We start from the raw sequence: 25,794 nt of genomic DNA on the forward strand, positions 1-25,794 counted from the left end.
TCGAACATATATTCTCTATCATACCACAGAAAATCCCCGTAATCAGGTATTATATGTTAGAATAAACCACAGAAAAAAGAAAAAAGGGAGATACTTATGGCAGAAACAATTGTCAAAACTGGACAAACGGTTCCTTTGAAAATCAAGCGTTTAGGCATAAATGGTGAAGGAATCGGTTATTTCAAACGGTTGATCATATTTGTTCCATATGCACTACCAAAAGAAGAAGTACTAGTGAAAATCACGAAAGCAACCCCTCGCTATGCAGAAGGAGAATTAATAAAAGTCAAAAAAACAAGCAAAGATCGCGTAGTGGCACCATGTCCTGTTTACTATGAATGCGGTGGCTGTCAATTACAACACTTAGCTTATCAAGCCCAATTGGATTTTAAAAAGGATCTGCTTTTGCAAGCATTGGAAAAATTCAAACCAGCAGGCTTTCGATCTTATCAACTTTTGCCGACGATCGGGATGGATGAGCCTTGGCATTATAGAAACAAAGCACAATTTCAGTTACGAAAAAATAAGCAGACTCAAAAAATTGAAGCTGGTTTATACGAAGCAAACTCTCATCAGTTAGTCCCTATAACAGACTGCTTGGTTCAAGAACCTCGAACACAAAAAGTAATGAATACTGTTGTTCAACTATTGAATAAATTTGATGCACCCATCTATGATGAACGGACAAACAGTGGAATCTTCCGCACAATCATGGTTAGAATCGGTGTCAAAACTGGGGAGTTACAAGTTGTTTTTATTACTCGCAGTAAAAAATTCCCGCAAAAAAACGCAATGATCCGTGAGATCAATGAACGACTGCCCGAAGTTGTTTCAATCATGCAAAATGTCCAGGCACAAAAAACGTCTCTCGTGATGGGGGATGAAACGATCCACTTATGGGGAAAAGAAGCCATTGAAGAACAAATCAATGAAGTGACTTTCGATCTTTCTCCTCGTGCCTTCTTTCAACTCAATCCTCAGCAGACCGAATTGCTTTATGGCGAAGGAATTAAAGCATTAGATGTCCAGCCTAATGAAACGATCGTGGATGCTTATTGCGGAGTTGGGACGATCGGCTTAAGTGTAGCAAAACAAGCCAAAGAAGTACGGGGAATGGATACCGTTCCTCAAGCAATCGCTGATGCAAAAAAAAATGCGGAAAGATTAGGATATCACAACACTCGATATGAAGTCGGGACAGCAGAGCAAGTTCTGCCTAAATGGTTGAATGAAGGTTTTCAGCCTGATGGTATCATCGTAGATCCACCACGTACGGGTTTGGATAACGCATTGATCCAATCATTATTGAAATACCCTCCAAAAAAACTTGTTTATATTTCCTGTAATGTTTCTACACTTGCCAGAGATCTGGTTGATTTAAGTAAAAAGTTCAAGATTGAATATTTACAGTCTGTCGACATGTTTCCTCAGACTGCACGTTGTGAAGTTGTCGTGAAGATGACGAGACTCGCTGACTAAATGAAAGAGGTTGTGAAAAAGTCTGCCCTGTATCAAGTAATAAGAACAGCCAAACAAAAATAGCTCTTCATGTTTTATGAATACTGTACTTGTGACCGAAGAGTTAACAGGAGGACACTATTTATTTAAAAAAAGGGTTGTGACATAGTTTTTGTCACAGCCCTTTTTGATTATTATTGAATATTCACGTCTATCACTTGATAAAATGCATTTGTCGTATCGCTGATATTCCATACTGCTAAAATCACATTATATCCTTTTCGATCCTGCGGAAGTGTGATCGTTTGGTTGACTGTTTTTGGTGGAACAGTTGCTTTGTCGTCTATTTTTGTGATCAATTCAAAATCACTAAATTTCAAAGGTTGATTAGGATTCCAAGTTGGTTTGGTAATGTAGTAATCCCAAGTACTTGTCCGATGTTGTGCTGTTAAATTCCAAGTAATATTTAATGTTCCTGGATTAACCATGTTTTTATGCCATCTGTTAGATGTCTGTTCATCTAAAGGCTCAAAGCCGCTGACTCCTGCACTAGCAATTTTTCCATCAATGAATGTATTTTTGGTAGCTTCGATACTTTACGGTTCCCATTGTGCTCTTCCGACATTTTGATTTAAGTTTCCTGCTGCTGATGTTCCTAGGTATGCACGGCTTCCTGGAGAAGTAATATAACCATGCGCAAAACCTGGAATGCTAAAACCGAACAACCCTAAACTAACTAACCCAATAAACAATAACGTACTAATCTTTTTCATGTAGAAACCTCCTTCATTTGATAACCACATTGTAAACGCTTTATTGCATTAACAAAAACATTATGATTTTATAATTTTATGTTGAAGTAAAAAAGGTGAAAAAAGTAAGATGCAGATTATAACAGAAGTAGACGAGAAAAGTACAAATAGAAAACATGAGAATCAAATCATATGATCTTTTTCAAAAACATCATTCATATAAACAAATGTTCAACTTTTTAATAACAACAATTATCAATTTTTTTCTTACTTCACAAACTAAATACAGGTCTTGCTGTGAGCCTTCATGGTAAACTACTATTATAGAAAGGAGTTAGTAAAATGAAGATGATAAAAGATATTCGTTTTTGGGTTTGTGTTATAGGAATTGTCATATTAGGCTTTTTATCAGGGTTGCTTAGCGGAAATCCCGGAGAATATTACTATTCTTTGCAACTTCCACCATTTGCACCACCTAGCTGGATATTTGGGCCGATGTGGACCTTACTGTATATATTGATGGGTATTTCTCTTTATTTGTTACTTAATCACAACAACAAAAAACAGCGAAACAATCTTGTCGGTCTTTTTGTGATTCAGTTCATTTTTAATTTTATATGGTCTGCTCTATTTTTTAATTTAAGAAATATTTTCATTGCAGCAATCGATATTACACTTTTAGTTATTTTCTTGTCAGTGCTTATGTATCAGTTGTGGCTGCATCATCGCCTGGCAATGTGGCTCATGATTCCTTATTATTTATGGGTACTATTCGCAACTCTATTGAATTATTCAATTTATTTTTTAAACTAAGCGCTAAAAAGAGACGTCCTGTAATTTAACACATAGAAAAAGTGCCACCTAAGTTAGATTTTTTGTCTAATTTAGGTGGCACTCTTTATTAACCAAACTATTTTTTTCTAGTACCCACTTGTTGTTCCATACTCATTATTCTGGTCATAACCATAACCATTTTGTTCCTGTCCAGCGTAAGGATCATAACTTTGAGTATCTTGACTTGGTGTATAGTACTGACTTGTATCTTCTGTTTGCTGATAATAGGTATTCGGATCTTGGTACTGATCATATGTGTTTTCTGAATAGGAAGAATAATCGGTGTACCCTTCACTATTCGATCCATCACCGTTTGTCGAATCGCCATCTTCCGAATCATCAAAGAACATCATTGAAGCATTCTCATTTTTCAAATTAGGTAATGTATCGCTTGTTTTTATATTTAATTGTTTCTTCAGTTCATTTTGGATCGAAAGAAGATCATTTTTTCCTAAAATTTGATAGTAGATATCATTGATCATTTGTCCTTCGCCTTGCAACTGGTCTTGTTTGATTGTTTCAAACGCCGGGGTGTAGTTCGTCGCTACATCAAGCATGTCATCCCAATCTAAGTCCGTCGTCACATTGTTCTCAACTGCTTTTAAAATTTTTCTATAATTGCTTACGCCATCTAAACTTAAAACTTTATTGACGATTTTCGTCACTACTTCCCGCTGACGACGTTGTCGACCGATATCGCCTTCTGGATCTTCGTGTCGCATTCGAGAATAGGCTAAACCTTTTTCTCCATTCAATGTTTGTTCACCTACTGGTACATGGACACCATCCAAAGTAAAGTCAATTTTATTATTCACTTTGATGCCACCGACCGCATTGATCAAATCTTCCATGCCATCCAAATTGATCGTTACATAATGATCAATAGGAATATCGAGCAGTTGCTCAATTGAATCCATGGCCATTTCGACACCACCAAATGCATAGGCATGATTTAATTTATCTACCGTTCCATAACCTACGATATTCGTATAAATATCTCGGTCCAAACTGATGATCGTTGATTTTTTTTGTTTCGGATTAACTGTTACTACCATCATCGTATCAGAACGTCCTTGTTCCGTTCTTCCTAATCCACCGGTATCTAAACCTAATAGCAAAACCGAAAAAGGTTCTTTGTCATCAATGCTTACTCTCTCAGAACGTTTGGAGGATATTCGATTAGAGTTTTTAGAAATTTTGTTTACTGTTTGGCTCGCTTCTCCCATAAATCTGATTCCGTATGCTGATAATCCGGCAATCAGCAAAACGAATACCCCTAACAAGGTTAATAGAACTTTTTGCCATCGCTTCATAATACACCTCTGTTTCACATTTTCTAAAATATTGTCTCATATAACTGTTCAATCAGCAAATTCACTTTTTAATCATAAGAAAACTTTAAAAAACATTTTTGTGTAACGATTATTATTTTTTAAAATTTCTCAAAATTCTTAACTATCATACCATACCGTGAAAAAGATCGAAAGACCGAATACACGCAGTTCGCAATCGTTTTATCTTTTTTTATGTATTTTTTCCAGAAAAAGCGAACAACAAGGTATTTTCCAAATAATCGTGCAGTAAAATGATCGCACATACCTTTCTCATCTTTTTAACAGTCTTTGCCTACCGTTCAGATTATCATTCGATTTCACGAAAATTTCTTCCTATGACTGTTCCTTTTGTTAAACCCATCTTCTATTCGTTTTATTTCCAGCTCACTGCATGGCTATTAAAATGACTCGAACTAGTGATTGCATTACCATCATCTTTTAATGGATAGATATGCTCCTCTTCAAAGTAAAACGATTTTCTTTTAAAGTAATAGAATTGACATGAGAATGAGTATGTATACTAGTGGTTTCACAAATGGTCTTTTATTCAACATCCAAAAAACTGAAATTTCTTTAAAATCCATTACTAACGAAGAAAATGTTCCTTGCTTGATAATTAGTTAGGACATGTCAAGTGAACAAATGCATTTACTTAGCCAAAAAATCTAAAAACTTCATAAATAGACAAAAAGACACGACTCTCTAAGAAGTCGTGTCTTTATTCAACAAATTATTATAATTTAGTCACTTCAGCAGCTTGAGGTCCGCGTGCACCTTCAACAATCGTGAATTCTACTTCTTGACCTTCTTCTAGGCTCTTGAAGCCGTCTCCTTGAATTGCTGAGAAATGAACAAATACGTCATCTCCGCCGTCTACTGTAATAAACCCAAATCCTTTTTCATTGTTGAACCATTTAACCGTTCCGTGTTCCATAAATGTATAGCCTCCAAAAAAGTTCTTGCAAGTAACCTTGCAAGAACATTATACCCAATTTAGAAAACGCTAGCAAGCTTTCGCTCTTTTATTTTCCAAATTATTTTTAAGACTGATATGACGGAGGAAATGGTTATTTTGCTGCTTCGAAACGTTTGTTTACTTCATCCCAATTAATAACATTCCAGAATGCTGCAATATAATCTGGTCGGACATTTTTATATTTCAAATAATAAGCATGTTCCCAAACGTCCAAACCTAGAATTGGTGTCTTTCCTTCCATCAATGGAGAATCTTGATTTGCAGTAGAGGTAATAGCTAATTTTCCATTTTCCATTACAAGCCAAGCCCATCCAGAACCAAATCGTCCAGCGGCTGCTTTTTTGAATTCTTCTTTAAAAGAAGATAAATCACCAAAAGCTTCATTAATCGCTTCTTTTATTTCTCCTGTAGGTTCGCCACCAGCATTTGGTGCCATGATTTCCCAGAAAAATGAATGGTTAGCATGTCCGCCACCATTGTTACGTACAGCTGTCTTGATATCTGTTGGAATAGCGTCCATATCAGATAATAATTCTTCTATTGTTTTTTCGCCTAATTCTGGGTATTTCTCAATTGCTGCATTTAAATTCGTCACATAAGTATTGTGATGCTTATCATGATGCAGATGCATCGTTTCTTCGTCAATATAAGGTTCCAATGCGTCATATGCATAAGGTAGATCTGGTAATGTGTAAGTCATAAAAAAATTCCTCCTCAATGTTTTCTTAATAATGTCTACATTACAAAGAGTAACAAAGAGAAGGAAATTCTTCAATTGTTATGCCTAGTCGTCTTTTTCACTTTGACCTACTTCTTCTTCAAAAACCTCAGTTTCTTTAAAAATAAACAACTTGCTGAAAATATAGTTCGCTAGGATAACAATAATTTGAGTGATGATTTTCGCCACATACTCATTGCTGTTCATAACATTGATCAACAATACCATTGCCCCCATGTCCAATCCGTAAGAAAGGATACGGTAGAAGAAGAACTTACCGCATTCAATAAGTGCATGTGTAAAATTCGGTGATTTTGAATGGAATACCCAAAGTTTGTTCGTTACAAAAGCAAACAATACAGAACAAAACCACGAAATAGAATTGGATAAGGCCATACTTAAATCAAAATATTGGCGTGCGAGAGCAAAACTAACAAAATTTACAATCGTAGCCAAACCACCAAAAAAGAGATAGACTAGTATCTCCCAATATCCTTTTGCTTCTAAATATCCTTTTAACTGTCGATACTGCTTCATGAGCCAACCTACCTTATTAAAAATTCTTATTTATCATACTCTATATTTCAATAACTTTCATCTTTATTTAAAAAAATTAATTTTTTTTGATCCTTTGCCTTTGTCTCTGCTTGGATCGTCACATGTGTAATACCATATTTTAATTTTAATAAAGAAATTATACGAGGATATATCTTTTCAATCTCGCTTAGTAGCTGATCTTCAAAATCAATATGTCCGTCGAAAATAATTATCTTTTCGCTATACTGCCAAATATGGACATGATGAACATCCTTTACCCCATCGATTGCTTCAATTTCTTGTTCCATTTTTTCATAGTCGATAGCAGGTGCACTTTGTATCAAAATAGCGGCAGCTTTTTTGATCACCATTATCGCTTCTATCAATATATATATCGAAATGATCAGTGTAATAACTGGATCGATCCAGTAGATATCGAAAAAACGGATCAAAATTGCTCCGATAATCACACTTACCGAAGACAGTGTATCACTTAACAAATGCAAATAACTAGATTTTATATTCAAACTTTCATCTGCTTCTTGTCGTAATAATAATACTGAGAACAAATTCGCGAGCAATCCAATAACTGCTACTGTTAGCATCAAATGACTATTTATCTTTTCTGGTGAAGTGAACCGCTTGAATGCTTCAACGGTTAAAAACAAGGATAATATGATCAATATGAATGAGTTGATGAAAGCACTCAATATTTCTAAACGCTGGTAGCCATACGTACGTTTTTTATTTGCTTCTTTTCGGGCCATTTTTTGTGCCCCGTAAGAAAAAATAATTGCCAATGTATCACTAAGGTTATGGAAAGCATCTGAAACAAGAGACAAACTCCCTGACATAATCCCTCCAATAAATTCTGATAAAGTGATCACCGCATTCAAAACCACTACTCCAAATAGTTTTTTTGATGATCTCTGTGGCTGTGTAGGCACTATTCCTTCCTCCATTTTATTTATATTGGATAGTCTTTAGACAAGAATAACATTTTTTTGATATTTCACCAATCATTCAGCTGTTTCCCTAAAGCACTTGTATTTCACTTGATACTTCGCTAGAATTGCAAGTGATGACACTACTAGATGAGGAGTACTTATGACAACAAAACAATTAATTATCAGTTCCTTTATACGATTCAAAGACCTAAAGGAGACGAGAAATGTCCCATTTTGGAAAGCCATTGTCTATCTTTTAGTTTTGAGTATAATTATGGCTTTGCCAATCTCTTTTCAAGTTTTTCAAGTCTTAAACAACATTCAATTGGATGGGCAAAAGATTGCTACTCGCATTCCTGATTTTACAATCCAAAACGGGCAGCTTCAAACCGAAGAAAAAGAAGGATTCATTTACCAAACAAACTCCATTATCTTCACATTTGATCCAGAGGGAAAACGAACAGAACAGGACATCTCTACTGATTTGATGGGGAATTTTGTTAGTGTCGGGATGTTAAAAAACAAACTTATCATAGCTCTTCCTAATACAGGCACGACTTCTGCTTTGTTGAACAATAACCAATTAGAACTTCCCTACACCAATGAATCTTTAAAAAACTTAACAGGTAAGGAGCTCCGTTCTTTTTTAAGTAAAGCATCTATACCACTTTGGATAAAAGTCCTGACATTTATATTTTCTATTTATCCTAGTTTTCTGAATCTGCTGATCACTTTGCTATTTACCAACATTGCTGCTTTTCTCTATGCACGCTTTCGACTAACAAAAGCTACTTTTCTTGATTGTTTAAAAACATTGATCTATTCAATTTCATTGCCTACTATAATTGCAACAATCTTGATGGTCTTTCTTCCTTCTTTTGACACAAGCGCCTTCATTGCTTTTGCAGGAATCTTTATTTTTGCTCAAGCTGTCAAAGGATGGGCAAAAATATCGATCAATTAAGAAATAAAGACAACTCGTTATTTCTACTTCAATAGACCCTTTTAGAGGTTGTGACATTTTTTTGTCACAGCCCCTTTTTTATTTGAAAAATATTTCTTTCTCAAAAAACAAGCAAGGCGCTTCAAAGTTCTTCTTGTATGCGCTACACTTAGAGTAAAGAAAGGCGGGAAATTAACAATGTCAGAAAGAATCATTTATGCAGATCGTCCATTTCGTGATGAATTTATCGAAGAAATCCATACTATAGCGCCTGGTTATATCTTTAAAACAGAATTACAACCAGAGGATCTACAAAATGTAGAGATCAGTTTGGGCTGGAACTCAGACTACCAAGAAAAACTATTAGCCTCTTCTACCTTGAAATGGGTCCAATCTATCTCAGCTGGTGTTGATCAGCTACCCCTTGAGACTTTTTCAAAGAAACATATTTTACTTTCAAATGGTAGTGGCATCCACAGTGAATCGATTACGGAGCATGTCTTAGGAATCATCCTTGGGTATTCTCGTGGTCTTTTTCAAGCACAAAAAGCACAGAGTGACATGAAATGGTTAGGTTCATCGGTCCATTACCAATCTATCCAAGGAAAAAAAATACTAATCATTGGAACTGGCCATATTGGAAAAATGATTGCAAAAAAATGCAAAGCATTAGACATGAACTGCTATGGAATCAATACATCCGGTCATCCAGCAGAAGGAATGGAAAAGACTTTTTCTTTAAATCAACTAAAGGAAGTTCTTCCTGAAGTAGATTTCGTAGTCAATATCTTACCTCTAACGGAGGAAACAACTGGGCTCTTTGATCAGCATATGTTTGAACACTTTGATCCAAAATCTGTATTCATCAATGTTGGCCGTGGTGCTTCTGTTAAGACACAAGATCTGGTGCAGGCTTTAAATAACCAGCAACTTTCCTTTGCAGCATTAGACGTTTTTGAGGAAGAGCCTCTTCCACAAGATCATCCTCTTTGGAAAATGGACAATGTACTGATTACTTCCCACATTGCAGGTTTGACACCTGATTTTCAAAAGAAATTAATGGCTATTTTTTTAACCAATCTGAAAAGCTACTTTGCCACCCATGAGCTTCAAACCAATCAAGTAAAATTGTCTGCAGGATATTAATAGCTGAAAACAATATTTTCAAAAGAAAAAAGAGAAGGTGACAAAACTTGTGTCACCCTCTCTTTTTTTATTGTTTTTTAAAGTGATAGGTTGGCTCCTCCAGGTTGGGATCATAATCAACAAGTAAATCATATCCTTTAAAGAACCATTCATCTGCTTCCTCGATAAAAAAAAGTGTCCCATCCATTTCCACTTTCTTTACAGGATGTTCTGGCTGTTCAACTGACATTCCAATCGAAAAACCATCATGAACCTCTGTTTTGCCGTAGACTTTTCCAAAAAAACGTATTCCGTAAGTTTCTGGCAGATCAATTTCTGAGTCAAACCACTTTTGTGCTTTTGGCGTTACCGTTAATTCCATCCCAACAACCTACTTTCTCTTTTCTTTCTATTGATTCATCTTATCGTCTAGAATATCCACATCGCCTGTCTCTCCAATCACCAGTAGATTATCATTTTCGCGAACATATTCATCTGCTGCAGGAGAAGCGATAACCGTTTGATCTACTCTTCGTATGGCGACTACTGTTAAGTCAAAACGTTGCCTGAAATTTAATTCAGCTAATGTTTTGTTGAAAAATTTAGGATTGGAGACTCGGATTTCTGCTAAAGAATATTTATCTGACAGCTCTAAGTAGTCTAGAATATTCTTTGATACTAAGTTATGTGCAATCCGTATCCCCATGTCTCGCTCAGGGTGTACGACACGATCTGCTCCGATCTTCTCTAGTACACGGGCATGGTACTCATTTTGGGCTTTTGCTAAAATATTCGGTACGCCCATTTCCTTTACCATCAGAGTAACTAAGATACTGGCTTGGATATCTTCTCCAATAGCGACAATTACATGATCGAAATTTCTTATACCTAATGAACGAAGTGTCATCTCATCCTGTGCATTTGCCACAACAGCATGAGTGGCTATATTCATATATTCATTGACTCGATCTTCATTACTGTCAATAGCCAGTACTTCTTGTCCAGCTTCGATCAGTGTACGGCAGATGCTTCCGCCAAATCGTCCAAGGCCTACAATTGCAAAATTTTGTTTCACCATTTTCCTCCTTTAGTATCTTCTTTTCTCAGTATAACAAAGCCTTTCCAAAAACAAAAGCAAGCATCATTATTGTAAAAAAGCCAAGAAAAATAATAGTTATTTTCTCAGCTTTTGATTATCCTCTTTATCATCGTTTTTATTTCACCAAACCATGTTTAAACGCATAGATAGCTGCTTGAGTTCGGTCTTCTACCTCTAACTTAGCTAATATATTCGACACATGCGTTTTAACTGTTTTCAGTGTGATAAACAATTCATCCGCGATTTCCTGATTACTTTTCCCTTCAGAAATCAGCATCAAAATTTCATTTTCTCGATTCGTTAATTCTTCATGCAATACTGGATCATTTCGCCGACTCATTTTTTCCATCATTTTTGTTGTCACTTCAGGTTCCAATACTCGCTCGCCGCGTTGCGTAGCCCTTATAGCATCAGCTATTTCATGTGCGGTAGACGTCTTCAACAAATATCCTGCTGCTCCTGCTTCAATTGCAGGATAAACTTTTTCATCATCAATAAAACTTGTGACGATAATGATTTTGGCTTTTGGCCAATCTTTTAAGATTGCTTTTGTTGATTCGATGCCATCCATTTCTTCCATGACTAGATCCATTAAAATGACATCTGGTCGAAGTGCCATCGCCTTTTCATAGCCTTGACGTCCATTTTCAGCTTCTCCAATCACTTCAATGTCTTCTTGGATAGATAAATAAGAAGAGACGCCTAAGCGTACCATTTCATGGTCATCTACTAATAAAACTTTTATCATCTTTATCTATGCCTCCTTCATCAAAGGGACCTTGATCTCCACGCTCGTACCTTGCCCTTTAAAACTAATGATTTTTACTGTTCCACCAATACCAGCTACTCGTTCTTTGATATTATTCAATCCATAACTTCCCGTTTTGGTTTCATTCATATTAAATCCTGTCCCGTCGTCAATGATACGTAATAAAAGATTGTTATCTATTTTATGCAAATAGACTTCTAATTCATTAGCCTTAGCATGTCTTAATGTGTTTGATAACAATTCTTGAACGATTCGGAACAAGTGATCCTCAATGGAACTAGTTAATTTTACATCTTCTACATCCCATTTTAGCGAAATCTGGATTTTATTCTGCAATTCCTTCAATAACTGCTCAATGCCTTGTTTTAAACTTTTTTCTTCTAAATTGACTGGACGCAGATGAAGAAGCAGCGCACGCATCTCAGACTGGGAAGCGTTGATGATCTCTGCCACCATTTTCAACTGCTTACGGAACATTTCTGGTGTCTCACTTTTTTCTGCTTGCTCCGTCAATGCCGACATCATCATCATCGCTGCAAATAATTGCTGTGAAACTGAATCATGAAGCTCACGAGCTAATCGATGCCTTTCTAATTCTAAAATCTCTTCTTTGGTTTGTCCATCTACATATTGAGGACGGCTAGTCATAATCTGTAATTCACTGGATACTTCGATCATTTTTTCTTTTATTTTAGTAATTTCCATATCAATATCTTTGATGTACAGATCATCCGACGCGCTTGGGATCGGCTGATGCAAAAGTTTGGATTCATAATTGCCAGAAGAAAGTGCACGAAGCTTTTCTTCGATTTTCCCGTATTTTGCCTTTTGAATAAGTGATAACAATAGAAATACGATCAATCCTACACCTAATGAAATTGCCATCAAATGGAAGATAAGCGGAACGTATAATAAACGCGCACGCAGCAATTCTCCCCACCAATGACTTTGGTTACTGGCATAAAAATAAGTGAAAAGTGAAAATAGAATAATAAGGAAAGCCGCAATCCCCGAATAAACAGCTAGCATTGCTTTGGATATTCTTCCCATCATATTCGTATCACCTCGACATCTCCAACCAAGGTATTGGTAATGATCTTCAATCTGCGAGGATTTTCATCATAATCACTGCTGTAGATTTTGATTTGTTCATTTTTCAAAGAAAATTGCTCTTCTTCAAACAAGACATTTCCTACTAATGTCGCATGCTCTAATCGGATGGCTACGCCCAAAGGTACTAAGATCCGTGTTCTGCCTATCCCTTTTCTTACAATCACAATATTATCATCTTTTGGCAAAAGCGTATTGCCCAAATCTATGATAGTATCACCAGAAATGACGGCGATGTTGATATCGTCCCATTCATAGACGTCGTTTCCAATACGTTGGTTACCGAATAATTGCTGTCTTTTCCGCTCATTATTATGTGTTTTTAATTGCTCTGTTTGGATCATCATGATCTGTTTCTTTCGCCAAAAAGCATTTTTGGTTAAATCTATCCCTGAAATCTCTACACCTTTCAGACCAATAAATAAAACGGCAAATACAGCCATCATCCATAAAGCAGGACTGTTGACTAAGCTAAAAAAAATGACCAAACTTCCTAATATCAATTGAAAATTTTGAAATTTAGTACGAGGATGTTTGCGCATAGCTAGATATATATTGAAAATACCGAATATCACTAAAAGCAAAAGTCCAGTATTGTTTACGATTTGCCAAACAGCAAATAACAGCAGTAGTGCTTCAACTACCACAAAAAAACGCCAAGAACTATTCATCGCTCTTTCTCCCTCCTGACACATTCTCATTTCATCATACCTATTTTTTTAACTGTTGGCTATAGGACTTTAGATGTAAGATCGTTTGTTGAAATCTAAAATACACAAAGAGAAAAAGATCTAGAGTGTATCATCAGTAAGATGAACTCTCTAGATCTTTCAGTCAGACTACGCTTGTTCTACTTTGACGATTTTAACTAACATATCGCCACCTGGAGTAGCAATAGTTACTTCATCATTTTTACGTTTGCCAATCAATGCTTGCGCAATAGGAGAATCATTGGAAATTTTGCCAGAAAACGGATCTGCTTCAGCGCTTCCGACAATCGTGTACTCTTCTTCTTCTCCATCTGGTAGTTCGATGAATGTAACTGTTTTACCAATTGATACCTCATCTGCATCTACACCGTCGTTATCGATGATTTGAGCAAAACGAATCATATTTTCAATTGTTGTGATTCTTCCTTCAACAAATGCTTGTTCATCTTTCGCTGATTCATATTCAGAGTTTTCGGAAAGATCTCCGAAACCGCGGGCAATTTTGATTCGTTCAATGATTTCTCCGCGTTTGACTGTTTTTAGTTCTTCTAATTCTTTTTCTAATTTTTCTTTACCTTCTAGAGTCATTGGATAAACTTTCTCTACCATGTGTAACGTCTCCTTTTTTCGATAAAATACCGCAAAAGGTAATCTTTTGAGGAATATAGTCCAAAAAAGATTACCACGCTTTTCTTCAAATGTAAATGTTTTTCTAAAAATGATCAATGTCTAGAGCCTGTTTTTTTAAGAATTATTTACATATTTTTCCACTAATTCCATATGTTCTTCATAAGTTTTAGCGAAATAAACATTTCCAGTGCTCGTATCTGCTACGAAATAATAATAGTCATTTTCTGCTGGTTCTAATACTGCCTTGATTGCCTCTTCGCTTGGATTGTCAAAAGGTCCAGGTCCATAGCCGGTATTGGTATACAAATTATATGGTGAATCTACAGCTGTATCTTCATACGTCACTAATTCTTTGTGTTCACCTAATGCGTATAAAACAGAGATATCTGACTGAAGTGGCATATTTGCTTTGATTCGGTTAAAGAAGACTTGTGCAATGTTTTTACGATCATTTTCTTTTACGCCTTCTTTTTCAACTAGAGAAGCTAGAGTTAAAACTTCTTGTACAGTCAAATTTTTCTGCTTGATAGCTGAATAATAGTTTTGCATGACCGTATTCGTCTTGTTCACCATTTCAATCACTAGATCCTTAAGCGAAGTACTCGTGTAATAATCATATGTGGCTGGGAATAAGTAACCTTCCAAACGGTATTTTGTGTTCTCAGCTTTAGATGCACTTTCCAACAGTTCTGGGAATTTTTGGTGCAACTCGTTAAAGAAAGTCTCATCATTCACTAAATCTAAAAATTCTTTCTTGTCTTTACCAGTTACCTTCGCTACCCGTTCAGCAATCTGATCGATATCGTACCCTTCTGGAATGGCAATTTTCCCATCTGCAACTTTTGTTGGCTCAGAAGTACCGCCTTCTTGCAACTGTTTGCCAATCTCGTCAAGAGTCATATTAGGCGCTAACTGATAATAGCCAGCTTGAAAGCCAGTTAAATTTTTAAATTTTGTATAATAATTGAAAACAATCCCGCTTTTAATAATATTGTCCTTCTCCAAAATCTCACCAATCTGCTTGTTAGAAGAGCCACTCGGGATCTCGACTTGGACTAATTGGTCATCTGATTTATCTAAAGGCTTCAACCCGCTATCTACATAACGATACACGGTAAATCCAAGAAATCCGCCAATAATCAATAATGTAAGAGCAATCACTAAAATGATCTTCCTCACAATCTTATCTTCTTTTTTACGCAGATTTCTCCGCTTGTCGATTATATCTGCTGTAGCTGCCTTACTGGCTTCTTTTTTATCTTTACTTGGGTGTTGTTTGTTTTCTGACAAAACAACTCCTCCTTACTATCAAGTTCGTAACTTTATTCATTATACATGATATTTGAATTGGCGTGAATGATTTTATTTAAATATTCTATCAAAAATGTAAGTAGTAAATCCATTACTATAAGATTAAAATAAATGTTATCAAGATACAAGCTATTTTAGCTTTATTCTTTCTGTAAAAAAGAAAGGAGACTAAATAAACTATTATGAAAAAAGGAAAACATGCTAAAAAAAGAAAATATTCATTTTTAATGATCGTTGTCGTGTTGTTTAGCCTTAGTGCGTTCTCTACAGGAACTATTCTTGGATGGCAATTTTACAATAATGAACACTCTCAGATAGTTGCCCATGCTCAATCAGCTCAAAAAAAGTTGATACTGACTACCAATGAACAACAGCTCGTTGAAAAAATCGATCAACTATTAAGAAAAAATGATTATATTGGCTCAATTTACGTAAAGAAAAATAATCGCATCATCATGGAAAAGGGCTATGGCTATGCGAATAAACTCACGCAACAACCAAATGATCCTTCTCTTTATTATCAGATTGGTTCGGTTCAAAAAGCATTGACTACTCTTTTGATTTTAAAACAAGTCGAGCGTGGGCACCTTTCTTTAGATACTAAGCTGTCTCAATTCTATCCACAAATTGCTGGCAGCCAGCAAATTACTATCCGTGACTTGCTGTATATGCGCTCAGGCTTGCACCGAACTGCTTCTCCAACCATACCGATGACTGATGAAGAAGTCGTTCAATTTGCGATTCAGCACTTAAAATTTACAGACTACCAGACGTATCATTACGAACCATTAAACTTTACCATATTGACTGGAATTTTGATCAAATTAACAAATCAACCCTATGAAAAATTGTTGACCGACGATATCATTCAACCTTTAGGATTACAGCATACAAAATTTTATGACCAAGTCAAAAATTCATCCAATCATGCACTATCCTATCAAATGTCTAAAGAGGATGATTACTTTAAACCACTGACAGAATCTGAAACAGAGATCCATAACGAATTAGGGACTGGTAATATCAGTATGTCCGTCTATGATTTAGATACGCTGTTTACACAAGTTTTATCTGGAAAACTAGTTTCCAAAGACATACTCTTCTCACTATGGCGTGAAAATGCGAATGGACATCCATATAGTGGTGGGGTATATAGCGGAGATAACTATATCCTATCACAAGGAAATATCGACTCTTTCGATACGGCCTCGGTATTTAGTAAAGATTCACAGGATGCGGTCATCATGGAGAGCAATGTAAAACCGGACAAAACTATTAAACTCCCTACAGGTTATTTAAGAAATCAAATCTATGATCTAATGGAAGAAACGAATAAGTTAGCAACTAGCTGATATGATGAAAAGCTAGGAAATACTACTTTTTTGAACAGCATTTGTTCAAAAAAGAGCCAAGAAAAGGGAATGACAAAGGTCTTGTCATTCCCTTTTCTTGTTAATTTCAGTTTTTAAATAATTAGTCATTCCACTTAAAATATCATATTTTGGTTGGTAACCAATCGACCGAATCTTAGTAATATCTGCTAGAGAATCATGGATATCACCCGAACGCTCTTCTTTGTATTCAAGTGTCAATTCTACACCGAGAATTTCATTGATTGCATGGATCAATTCCAAAAGTGTAGTTGCTTTACCCGTTCCAACATTGAATTGTTTCCCCAGTGCGGCTTCCTCATTTGCAACTAAAAGTAACGCTTGGATCACATCATCTATATAAACAAAATCTCTAGACTGACTTCCATCACCAAATAGCGTAAATGAAGTTGTTTCTCCTACGATTTGTTTCTTGTAGCGATCTACGAGAATAGAAATCACACCACTGTATGGAGAATTGGGATTTTGATTTGGGCCATAGACATTGAAGAAACGAACTGCGCTACCAGGTACATCATATAAATGACAATAATCTAGCACATATTGTTCTGCAGCAAATTTATCAACCGCATAAGGCGTCAATGGGCGAATCACGGACTCTTCTTTTTTTGGCAAAGTCGGTTCATCGCCATAAACAGCCGCTGAAGAACTAAATACGATCCGTTTTAAATCAGGTTGATACTTGCGGATCAATTCTAAAATCATTAATACACTTTCAAAATTCACACGATGTGTTTCCACCGGTCTAGCAACTGAGTCCGCCACACTGGCAACTGCTGCTAAATGAAAGATATAATCAAATTTATTAGCTTTCATGATCTCTTCCATCAAGGATTTCTCTGCAACATCCCCCTCAATAAAAGTGATATTTTTCGTCATATCAAGATTTTCTACTTTTCCCATTGATAAGTCATCAACGACGATTACCACATGTTCTTCTCCTAAATGATTAGCTAAGGTAGAACCAATGAAGCCAGCCCCACCAGTGATCAATATTTTCTTCATGAAATTCACTCCACTTCTGACTCATTAATCTTATTTCTGTTCAATAATAAGTTTATTCCACTCTCATATTCCCCCGCCATAGTTTTGCTTATTTCAGGATCCTGTTGTATAAGGACATATCCAGAATCTTCAATCCAAGCTTCATAAACCCATGAAAACAGTAAAGGTTCTTTATTAACGTTGTTAATATAATAAGAGTATTTTTCAGATAGCTGAGGATTATTATTTGTTTTAATATCATTAATAACTGGAGGAATAAGATCATGTGTATCTGGTATGTTTAAATTTACACCGTCAAAATTTATTAAACTTCTTGTATTTTGAATTAAGTACAGATAGGCATTATTTAATTCTTCATATGAATTAAACGTAAAAATTCTCACCTTTGCATCACAATCGCTAATTGTTTTGACTTCAAATTGCATAGATGTCATCGGAGAAATTTTATTCATGGATAAACCAACATTAGCCATGTCATTTCCACTAATTTCAGATGGATTTAAAACCATATTACCATCTTCACGATATTGATTTATTATATCATTTGCTGAAACCAAATAATCGTCTCTAGTTTTAGGACTGATAATTATATCAGCTTCATCGCCAACTATAGTACCATTTGATTTTAACCCTAAATATATTTTATCATCATGAATATTTTGTATAGTATAGTATATCTTAAATTTACCTTTTGGATTTACTTTTACTTTAATATTTTTCGTATTAATATTACCATCTAAAATTCCATTTTCACCATTTTTCAATGTACCTGTTATTTCAACTTTACCCTCACTATCAGCATAAAAAGCAGGTTCATCAAATGACAAGTGGGCATTTTCCACATTTTTTGTACAACCGACTAAAATTAAAAATAGACTTATGGTCCCTATTAAATAAATTATTTTTTTCAATTACTTTTCCTACACTTTCTTAATTATGAAGTCACATACTTTAATAACTCTTCCCATTGCTGTAATATAGAATTTAATGAAAAAGTATTGCTTCTTAAAAGAGCTAGTTCAGTATATTCTGCTAAAATTTTCTCATTATTAATTAAATCAATCGTACCTTTTATAAAATTATTTTCTGAAAAATCTTTCACAAGATATCCAAACTTACCATTCTGAGTTATTTCCATTGCACCTGTCGTTTCAAAAGTGACAACAGGTAATCCAAAGTTCATTGCCTCAACAAGTGTTAATCCAAAACCTTCATATAGGGCAGGTGAGACTAGAATTCTAGAATTTTTATAATATGCGGCTAATTCATCAGAATTTTTAGGTCCTAAGTAATTTATTTTTGATGGATATTTCATTTTAGAATACAAATATTGAAATTTTTCTATTTGTGACTTTGTACCATCTCCTATTAGATTAACATTCCAATTATCTGGTAGCTTATCTGCCAATTTTACTAAAATATCTATCCCTTTGCTCTCTATATCAAGCCTCGAAACACATAAAATATTATTATTTCTTTCAGTATTTATACAGTCATCGTCTTTTTCATAAATAATCGGATTATATATTTTTCTTCCTTCAATATTTATTTTTGCTAAAGCAGCAATATCATATTCAGTTAAGCATACAACTGCATCACTTTTTAAAAGATTATCCTTATAAAATTCTAAATACTTGAGTCTCTCTTTCTTTTCCGTATAGATATTTACAGGTCCGTGTATCCACACTATAACTTTTAAGCTAGGAAACTTTTCTTTTAATCTTGAAACTAAAAAAGTAAGATCGTATCTACAGATTATAATAATGTCTAGATGATTAGATTTTATAAATTCTGAAATTGCCATATATTGTTTATTCATGTAATTAGCCAGGTTTACACTTTTATTATTCAATACTAGTTCAGTATATTTTTTTATATAAGTTGTATACTTTAAAATTTTAGTTTCTCTAATCTTATACTTAGAGATAGTAAGCTTACCTGAAGGTATTTTATAAAAATTTGAGCTATCTCCAGATGCACTTAAATAAAATGAATTATTATCAAATTTCTCCATACCATCACCTATTAATGTAACTACTCTAGCAATGCCTCCCATTGGAAAACTATCAGATATAAATCCTACATTCATTTAATCAACTTCTTTCGAACAATATTAATCAATGTGACATAAAAAAATCGCAGTTCAGGAGATTTAAAATAGACCAATAGATAAATAATAGTACCCACCAAAAAACTTGTTGTTGCATATAGTAATATTCCTGTCAGATTAGAAGAGAACCTCCCCGTAATCACAAAAAATATAATTGTTGCTGCAATTGCCAATGTAACTAACTGCTTTGAGATAATTTTTATATAATTATAGATAGAAGAATGTAATCCATATTTATACACTACATAAGGTTCAATCCAACAAACAGTCATTAAAGATGATACTGTTGTAGCAAAAAGAACTCCATTAATACCTAATTTAAAAACTAACAAAAAGAAAAATGAAAATACGATATTAAGAACTGCCTCAATCACAGATTTCCATCTTTGTTGCCATGCCAAACCAAATGCTTCGATGAAAACTATTGATGAGTTTCTCATCATTAATATCACAAAATTAAGGATAATAAAAAAAACTGTTATTGGAGATAATTTATATTTTGGCCCCACCCAAAAATCAATAAATGGATTTATTGTAGCAATTAGTATGATACTTGAATAGTATGTCAAAGTGAAATTCACAAAGTTATGCCGCTCAAATACTTTAATACTTAAATGATCATCTTTATCAACAGCAACGTTACCAATACTTGAAGTAATTGAGTTAGTTATTTGCCCACAGAGCCCTCTTATGCTATTAACAATCAAAATATAATTTGAGTATATCCCCACAGTGCTAATACCTACAAAGGAGGAAATAAAAATATTGTCAGTACCATTAACCACCACGCTACCAATTTTGGAAGATAAATTCCCTATTGTATTTCTTTTCAAAGTTTCCTTAGTCTCATTATCTAAAGAATAAAATTTAAATTTTCTCAAATACGGATAATATTTTTTTACCTTAAAAGTCAATAGTACATTTGCTGTAATTGTACCTAATATTTGTATGCATAAAAAAATTATATAATTTTGATAAAAGTATAGGCTTATAAATTGAAATATTGTAACAAAACAATTACATAAAAAATCATATAGCACAGGAATATATGATTTTTGATCTGCAATAAGCAACGATCTATTGTAAGTGAAAAAGTAACTACTTACAGAATTTAGTAAAAATAAGAAATATATCACGTAAATATTTTTGATATATCTTGCATCACCAATCATATATGGCAAGAGAGGCACCAACATAATTCCTAACACCCCTATTGCTAAGCCAATAAATGTGTATATTTTCTTATAGAGATGCATTAACGAATTAATTTTACTTTCATCACCTTTTGCAATTGGTGAGTATAGAGAATAGACTATTGAAGTACCAATTCCTAATTCAGCTAAAGACAACATAGATAAAATATTTGTAAATAATCCATTTAACCCGAGATATTCAGCTCCTAAAAAATAAATAAATACACTTCTAGAAATAAATTTAATTAAAATGTTAAAAATATATATAGTCGCTGAAACACTCGAATTAATAAGAGAGTACTGCATTCTACTTTTCTTTTTCAAAATATCCTCCTAATTAAATAAAGTGCTAAAATATTTTACTATTTTCTTACTTTTAAATTTACTCAGTAAAAATGCTCCAACATAACAAAAACAAACGCTCATCCAAAAAGAAGGTTTTAAAATAAATACTGCCCATCTAAGCGTAGCATCCCGTGGTAAAAAGAAAAAACTTATTAAAGATGTTAGTATAAATATGTTAACAAATACTTTGTTTTTTCTAAAATATACTATAAATAAAATAGTTAATATTCCAAAAATAAAACTAGAAATAATCACTCCAATATAGCCAAAATCCAAGTACGTTTCAAGTATAAAAGATGAACCAAATCCATTACCTTTAAAGAAATCCTTCCATCTACTTACATAATCTAAATTATTGGCTAATTGATAACTAGCAATTCCTCGGTAATAATTATTGCCCTCATTCATACTTCTCATTCCAAAGATGGTTTGGCTTATCACACCATACTTTAATGCATCAAGAAAAGGTCCAAATGTATATAATTTTATTTCTGAAAATGGAAGTTTGTCCATAAACTTATAGCCTATACTCAACGTATCAAATGTTGTTCCTTGTTTATAAAAAAAGTCAATAATAATAGAGAATATCCCTTTTGGAGCAGATTCTCCTGCACGTAAGTAATTCATTATTCCCAAACCAAACAATCCAGGAGGCACCATGGCACCAATAATGATTCCTTCTTTTTTACCAAACCAACTTTCTTTTTTATCATAAAAACTTCTCATTATGACATACACTAGAGCAAAGAGAAAACTCAATACCAAGCTATTTCTACTTCCCATCAGAAATGTAGGAACAGTGGTTAAAACATATAATGCTAACATAATAATACTTCTTTTTTTTGTAGGATATGTTGCTAAAAATATACATAAAGCAAATGTGCTAAACAATGAAAATCCCTTGATAAAAAAGGGTAAGTGAGAAGTAAAACCAGCATGAAATTCGAGATAACTAGTTGACCTAGCATATAAGTATTTTTCAATATTTATAAGTAATGTAGACAATATAGAAGTAATATAAAGAACCCCAGAAGTAATTCGCAACAAATGAATTTTTTCATTTTCGTGAGTATTTTGATTTATCAAGATTGATTCACTAATAATTTTCTTAGTAAATATAGTTGCTACTAATGATCCTATGAATAAAAAAAGTAAACTAAAGAAAACACCTGTCAATGCAAAGTTGATATTATCGTAAGGAAAATACCAAAATTTACTTCCTCTAACTGTTGCTATCAATGGTCTACTTATTAAAAGAGTAAACATAGTTATATTAAGAAAAAAGAAAATTATTCTCTTTTTTATATTATATAAAGAAAAAAATATATTATTTAACCATATGAATGTGATCCCAAATACTTGCAATTCATAGCTATTATATAATTCTCCAATTAAAAATAGAATACATCCAGTAACAATTATTATTAAACTTATAGCATTTCTTATTGTAAAATATTTTTTTAGCATCCTACTCACCTTCTTAATTTAAACTGCAATTGTGTCAATAATTTATAAATTCTCAAATTAACTAGTAAAAATAATCCTGCAATTCGTCTATTCAAGCTAAGTCTACTTTTAAAAAGTATGAAAATTATATTTTTTCTCAGAAAACTTACTATTTGTTTGACTTCTTCTTTATATTCTTTTTGTACATTAGACTTAATGATTAAATCTAAAACTGAATAGTAAGCCCAACAAACTCTGCTATGAGCATTTTCGTATAAATCTGGAAATTTTTCCATAATTTTTTTTTCATTTTTAGTCCAAACTTTTATTATATTGAACATTTCAGCATTAAATTTTCCTTCAGTTGAACTATCGCTGTTTCTAATATAAAAATATAAAGGGGTACTCTCATAAATTACTTGATTTATTTCTAAAAAAATATCAATCATCAACTCTGAATCTTCAGCAAAGCTACTTATAGGATAATTCTTATTGTTGAATATATCTTTTTTAAATAGTTTTGTAACCGAATGTGTTCCAAATGTCTTTCCGTCTAAAATATTCTTTAAAGCTTCAAATTGAGAATAGATAATTTTACCTTTTCTTTCTTCGTGCTTATTTATTGAATAAGACCCATTTTCTTGATTATAAATATTTTCTAACTGGATTATGGATATATCCGCTTTAGCCTCTAAGAGATTTTTTAATAAGATATCAAACATTCTGATATCTATTAAATCATCACTATCCACAAATCCAATATACGATCCTTTGGAAGCCTTTAAACCGGTATTTCTAGCACCTCCGGCCCCCATATTTTTTTGATTTATAAGAGTGAATCTAGAATCCTCTCTTACAAACTCGTTACATATTTCTACACTATTATCTACTGAACCATCATTAACCAAGATTACTTCTATATTTTGATAAGTTTGATTTTTAATTGATAATAAGCATCTTCTCAATGTTTTTTCAGAATTATATATAGGAACTATTATACTAATCATTTTATCTCCATTTATTACTATTATTTTTTTTCACAAGATACGAATATAATCTATTTGAAAAGAGTAAAGTAAGAAAACTGATTTTTCTATTTAATGTAAAGTTTTTACTTTTAATAATTTTAAGAAAATTTTTAATTAATGTTAACTTTATTTCTTTGTAATATTTATCTTCTCTTTGTGTTCTTTTCACTATTGCTAATTTATCGATGACGAAGAAATTTGCCCACATTACTCGTGCATATGCATCACTAATTAAACTTGGGATGTTAGTCTTTATCAAATTATAATTATATTGCCATGCAGATACGGTATCTATATCTTTAGGATTAAATTTAGCAGATGTAATGCTCTCTTTTCGGTGCATATAATGATACTTAAGTTTAGTATCTACACCAACTTTATTTACTAATAGTAAAAGTTCAATGATAACAAAGGCATCTTCAGCTATAACATCTTTTGGAAACCTGATATGTTGAAATAATTCTTTTTTATATAACTTGTTCCAAACATTTGCAGTTAATTTTCTTCCTTTAAGAATCTCTTCAACAGCTTGAATATTATCTATAACCTTAAAATCCTCAATATCCTTATCAGTATTTAATATATAATCGCCATATTGATCATAATAACCAACAATTGACATATCAATATCTGCTACACTAAAAGCATTGTATAATATTTCATACATATCTTTATCAATGAAATCATCACTATCAACAAATCCTAAATATTTTCCTTTAGCTATTTCAATTCCTGCATTACGAGCATCACTTAAGCCACCATTTTCTTTATGAATAACTCGCACTCGACTATCTAATTTTGCATACTCATCACAAATTGCTCCACTATTATCTGGAGAACCATCATCTACTAATATAACTTCAAAATCCGTAAATGTTTGGGCTAAAATAGAATCTACACATTTTCTTAAATACTGTTCTACGTTATATATGGGAACTATTATACTAATCTCACACATTTATATCTCATCCTTAACTAATTGTACGGTATGGGTCAAAGATTCATCTAATGAAAATAATGGTTGCCAACCGCTATTGGTAATTTTTTGATTATCTAAAATAGCTGTATTCGCCTTTGAAAAACCTTTACTTTCGATCTCATCCGGTAATTCAAAACGTACTTCTTTATTTCCAATATCTGCTAATTTTTTGGCAAGATCTTTAAGATGCAAATCAAAATTTTCATCTGCGATATTATACGCTTCGCCACTTTCTCCATGAAGTAATAAATGAAGAATTGCAGAAACAGCATCACCTACGTAAATGTACGAAAAATACTGGTTGCCTTCACTTTTTAAGACGATATCCTCTCCATGCACTGTATTTAAAATAAATTGAGAAGATGCTTTCGAATCAGATAACAACATCGTTGGTCCAAAGGTTCGACATAATCTCGGAATAACGATGTCCAAATGATGTTTCGCGATATAAGCTTGACAAAGAGATTCACTTACCCGTTTGCCTTCTGGATAGCCAGCTCGTAACGTATTGCAATCGATGTAGCCACAATAATCTTCAGTAAATTTTTCAACATCTCCACGATTTTCACCATATATTTCGACAGTTGAAAGAAAAAGAACTCTGCTTGCTTTCGTAGCCACAGCATGTTTCAAGACTTGTTCAGTTCCAGCAAGATTGGTCATAATTGTTCCGATAGGATCAGTTGCATAGGCTTTTGGATGGGTGTTACTAGCACCATGAATAATATAATCAGCCGTAATTGATGATGGGAATGGCTGCGTAACATCCCCTTCAATTATTTCAAAGTTACGATTATTGACATAGGATTGGAATCGTTTTTCCAACTTATTGCGATTTCTACCCATAGCATATACTTTGATATTGGTTTCTAAATATTCGTTTGCCACCATCAAAACATCAACTAGAAATGAACCAATCATTCCTGAAGCTCCGATCATCAATAGCGATTTTCCATCTAAGCTTCTTAAATCTTTGGTGTGTTTAATTACCTTCATTAAGTCATTACGATATATCGGATTCTCATTTAAAGCCACGCTCATCAC

General features: G+C 33.5%; 25 protein-coding genes and 1 pseudogene. 5 read left to right on the plus strand and 21 right to left on the minus strand.

What is annotated here, in order from left to right; genetic code table 11:
- Positions 1-96: 96 nt before the first annotated feature.
- Positions 97-1,479, plus strand: coding sequence for a 23S rRNA (uracil(1939)-C(5))-methyltransferase RlmD (gene rlmD / locus RBL01_RS08625; protein ID WP_002318633.1), 1,383 nt, complete (start codon positions 97-99; stop codon positions 1,477-1,479).
- A 173-nt stretch (positions 1,480-1,652) separates the two neighbouring features.
- On the opposite strand, the pseudogene RBL01_RS08630 reads toward rlmD, so the two are convergent.
- Positions 1,653-2,231 (minus strand): annotated as a pseudogene (locus RBL01_RS08630) (lytic polysaccharide monooxygenase).
- Between the two features lie 321 nt (positions 2,232-2,552).
- Between RBL01_RS08630 and RBL01_RS08635 the strand changes: the two are divergent.
- Entirely contained in the window at positions 2,553-3,023 is a 471-nt protein-coding gene (locus RBL01_RS08635; RefSeq protein ID WP_002292857.1) for a TspO/MBR family protein, read from the plus strand.
- A 107-nt stretch (positions 3,024-3,130) separates the two neighbouring features.
- Here the strand turns inward: RBL01_RS08635 and RBL01_RS08640 are convergent, their stop codons facing one another.
- The 5 genes from RBL01_RS08640 to RBL01_RS08660 form a co-directional block, all read right to left on the minus strand.
- Positions 3,131-4,357: an LCP family protein gene (locus RBL01_RS08640; RefSeq protein WP_002295400.1), complete on the minus strand. Its 1,227-nt coding sequence runs from the start codon at positions 4,355-4,357 to the stop codon at positions 3,131-3,133.
- 754 nt (positions 4,358-5,111) lie between these two features.
- A complete protein-coding gene (locus RBL01_RS08645; RefSeq protein ID WP_002292860.1) occupies positions 5,112-5,312 on the minus strand; it encodes a cold-shock protein in 201 nt (66 codons plus the stop codon).
- A gap of 133 nt (positions 5,313-5,445) precedes the next feature.
- Complete coding sequence (locus RBL01_RS08650; RefSeq protein ID WP_058128688.1) at positions 5,446-6,054, minus strand: superoxide dismutase; 609 nt, start codon at positions 6,052-6,054, stop codon at positions 5,446-5,448.
- Between the two features lie 84 nt (positions 6,055-6,138).
- A complete protein-coding gene (locus RBL01_RS08655; RefSeq protein ID WP_002292862.1) occupies positions 6,139-6,609 on the minus strand; it encodes a GtrA family protein in 471 nt (156 codons plus the stop codon).
- Between the two features lie 47 nt (positions 6,610-6,656).
- Positions 6,657-7,571 (minus strand): cation diffusion facilitator family transporter, encoded by a 915-nt coding sequence (locus RBL01_RS08660; RefSeq protein WP_002317368.1) that lies wholly within the window; start codon positions 7,569-7,571, stop codon positions 6,657-6,659.
- A 145-nt stretch (positions 7,572-7,716) separates the two neighbouring features.
- Between RBL01_RS08660 and RBL01_RS08665 the strand changes: the two genes are divergently transcribed.
- Both RBL01_RS08665 and RBL01_RS08670 read left to right on the plus strand, forming a co-directional pair.
- Entirely contained in the window at positions 7,717-8,520 is an 804-nt protein-coding gene (locus tag RBL01_RS08665; RefSeq protein ID WP_002348731.1) for a DUF1189 domain-containing protein, read from the plus strand.
- A 177-nt stretch (positions 8,521-8,697) separates the two neighbouring features.
- Positions 8,698-9,645: a phosphoglycerate dehydrogenase gene (locus RBL01_RS08670; protein ID WP_002289148.1), complete on the plus strand. Its 948-nt coding sequence runs from the start codon at positions 8,698-8,700 to the stop codon at positions 9,643-9,645.
- Between the two features lie 67 nt (positions 9,646-9,712).
- On the opposite strand, the gene RBL01_RS08675 is transcribed toward RBL01_RS08670, so the two are convergent.
- From RBL01_RS08675 to mltG, 7 genes are all read right to left on the minus strand, one after another.
- The gene (locus RBL01_RS08675) at positions 9,713-10,006 is read right to left on the minus strand and encodes a HesB/YadR/YfhF family protein (RefSeq protein ID WP_002318627.1); all 294 of its coding nucleotides are present in this window, start codon (positions 10,004-10,006) and stop codon (positions 9,713-9,715) included.
- Positions 10,007-10,033: 27 nt separating this feature from the next.
- On the minus strand, positions 10,034-10,699 hold the full coding sequence (locus RBL01_RS08680; RefSeq protein WP_002289151.1) for a potassium channel family protein: 666 nt from the start codon (positions 10,697-10,699) through the stop codon (positions 10,034-10,036).
- Between the two features lie 139 nt (positions 10,700-10,838).
- Positions 10,839-11,471 carry a response regulator transcription factor gene (locus RBL01_RS08685; RefSeq protein WP_002295404.1) on the minus strand — a complete coding sequence of 211 codons (633 nt, stop codon included), beginning with the start codon at positions 11,469-11,471 and terminating at the stop codon, positions 10,839-10,841.
- Between the two features lie 6 nt (positions 11,472-11,477).
- Positions 11,478-12,545: a two-component system sensor histidine kinase LiaS gene (gene liaS / locus RBL01_RS08690; RefSeq protein ID WP_002318624.1), complete on the minus strand. Its 1,068-nt coding sequence runs from the start codon at positions 12,543-12,545 to the stop codon at positions 11,478-11,480.
- Positions 12,542-13,273 (minus strand): cell wall-active antibiotics response protein LiaF, encoded by a 732-nt coding sequence (liaF, locus tag RBL01_RS08695; protein ID WP_058128689.1) that lies wholly within the window; start codon positions 13,271-13,273, stop codon positions 12,542-12,544. The genes liaS and liaF overlap by 4 nt, the downstream gene beginning before the upstream one ends.
- A gap of 168 nt (positions 13,274-13,441) precedes the next feature.
- On the minus strand, positions 13,442-13,921 hold the full coding sequence (gene greA / locus RBL01_RS08700; RefSeq protein WP_002289156.1) for a transcription elongation factor GreA: 480 nt from the start codon (positions 13,919-13,921) through the stop codon (positions 13,442-13,444).
- 135 nt (positions 13,922-14,056) lie between these two features.
- The gene (gene mltG / locus RBL01_RS08705) at positions 14,057-15,232 is read right to left on the minus strand and encodes an endolytic transglycosylase MltG (RefSeq protein WP_058128691.1); all 1,176 of its coding nucleotides are present in this window, start codon (positions 15,230-15,232) and stop codon (positions 14,057-14,059) included.
- A gap of 203 nt (positions 15,233-15,435) precedes the next feature.
- Here mltG and RBL01_RS08710 point away from each other — a divergent pair, with 203 nt between their 5' ends.
- On the plus strand, positions 15,436-16,605 hold the full coding sequence (locus RBL01_RS08710; RefSeq protein WP_128704423.1) for a serine hydrolase domain-containing protein: 1,170 nt from the start codon (positions 15,436-15,438) through the stop codon (positions 16,603-16,605).
- A gap of 84 nt (positions 16,606-16,689) precedes the next feature.
- On the opposite strand, the gene RBL01_RS08715 is transcribed toward RBL01_RS08710, so the two are convergent.
- The 8 genes from RBL01_RS08715 to RBL01_RS08750 are packed head-to-tail and all read right to left on the minus strand — an operon-like array spanning position 16,690 to position 25,791.
- Positions 16,690-17,649 (minus strand): NAD-dependent epimerase/dehydratase family protein, encoded by a 960-nt coding sequence (locus RBL01_RS08715; RefSeq protein WP_058128693.1) that lies wholly within the window; start codon positions 17,647-17,649, stop codon positions 16,690-16,692.
- Positions 17,650-17,654: 5 nt separating this feature from the next.
- Entirely contained in the window at positions 17,655-18,560 is a 906-nt protein-coding gene (locus tag RBL01_RS08720) for a hypothetical protein (protein ID WP_058128694.1), read from the minus strand.
- Between the two features lie 23 nt (positions 18,561-18,583).
- On the minus strand, positions 18,584-19,738 hold the full coding sequence (locus RBL01_RS08725) for a glycosyltransferase (RefSeq protein WP_058128695.1): 1,155 nt from the start codon (positions 19,736-19,738) through the stop codon (positions 18,584-18,586).
- Positions 19,735-21,276, minus strand: a complete 1,542-nt coding sequence (locus RBL01_RS08730; RefSeq protein WP_058128696.1) for a lipopolysaccharide biosynthesis protein — start codon at positions 21,274-21,276, stop codon at positions 19,735-19,737. The genes RBL01_RS08725 and RBL01_RS08730 overlap by 4 nt, the downstream gene beginning before the upstream one ends.
- 9 nt (positions 21,277-21,285) lie before the next feature.
- Entirely contained in the window at positions 21,286-22,764 is a 1,479-nt protein-coding gene (locus RBL01_RS08735; protein WP_058128697.1) for an O-antigen polysaccharide polymerase Wzy family protein, read from the minus strand.
- Positions 22,765-22,769: 5 nt separating this feature from the next.
- Positions 22,770-23,750 (minus strand): glycosyltransferase family 2 protein, encoded by a 981-nt coding sequence (locus tag RBL01_RS08740; protein ID WP_058128698.1) that lies wholly within the window; start codon positions 23,748-23,750, stop codon positions 22,770-22,772.
- 1 nt (position 23,751) lies between these two features.
- A complete protein-coding gene (locus RBL01_RS08745; RefSeq protein ID WP_058128699.1) occupies positions 23,752-24,729 on the minus strand; it encodes a glycosyltransferase family 2 protein in 978 nt (325 codons plus the stop codon).
- On the minus strand, positions 24,730-25,791 hold the full coding sequence (locus RBL01_RS08750; RefSeq protein ID WP_058128700.1) for an NAD-dependent epimerase/dehydratase family protein: 1,062 nt from the start codon (positions 25,789-25,791) through the stop codon (positions 24,730-24,732).
- Between the last annotated feature and the right edge of the window lie 3 nt (positions 25,792-25,794).

Source organism: Enterococcus sp. SB12, assembly GCF_030910025.2.
Classification (GTDB): domain Bacteria; phylum Bacillota; class Bacilli; order Lactobacillales; family Enterococcaceae; genus Enterococcus_B; species Enterococcus_B faecium.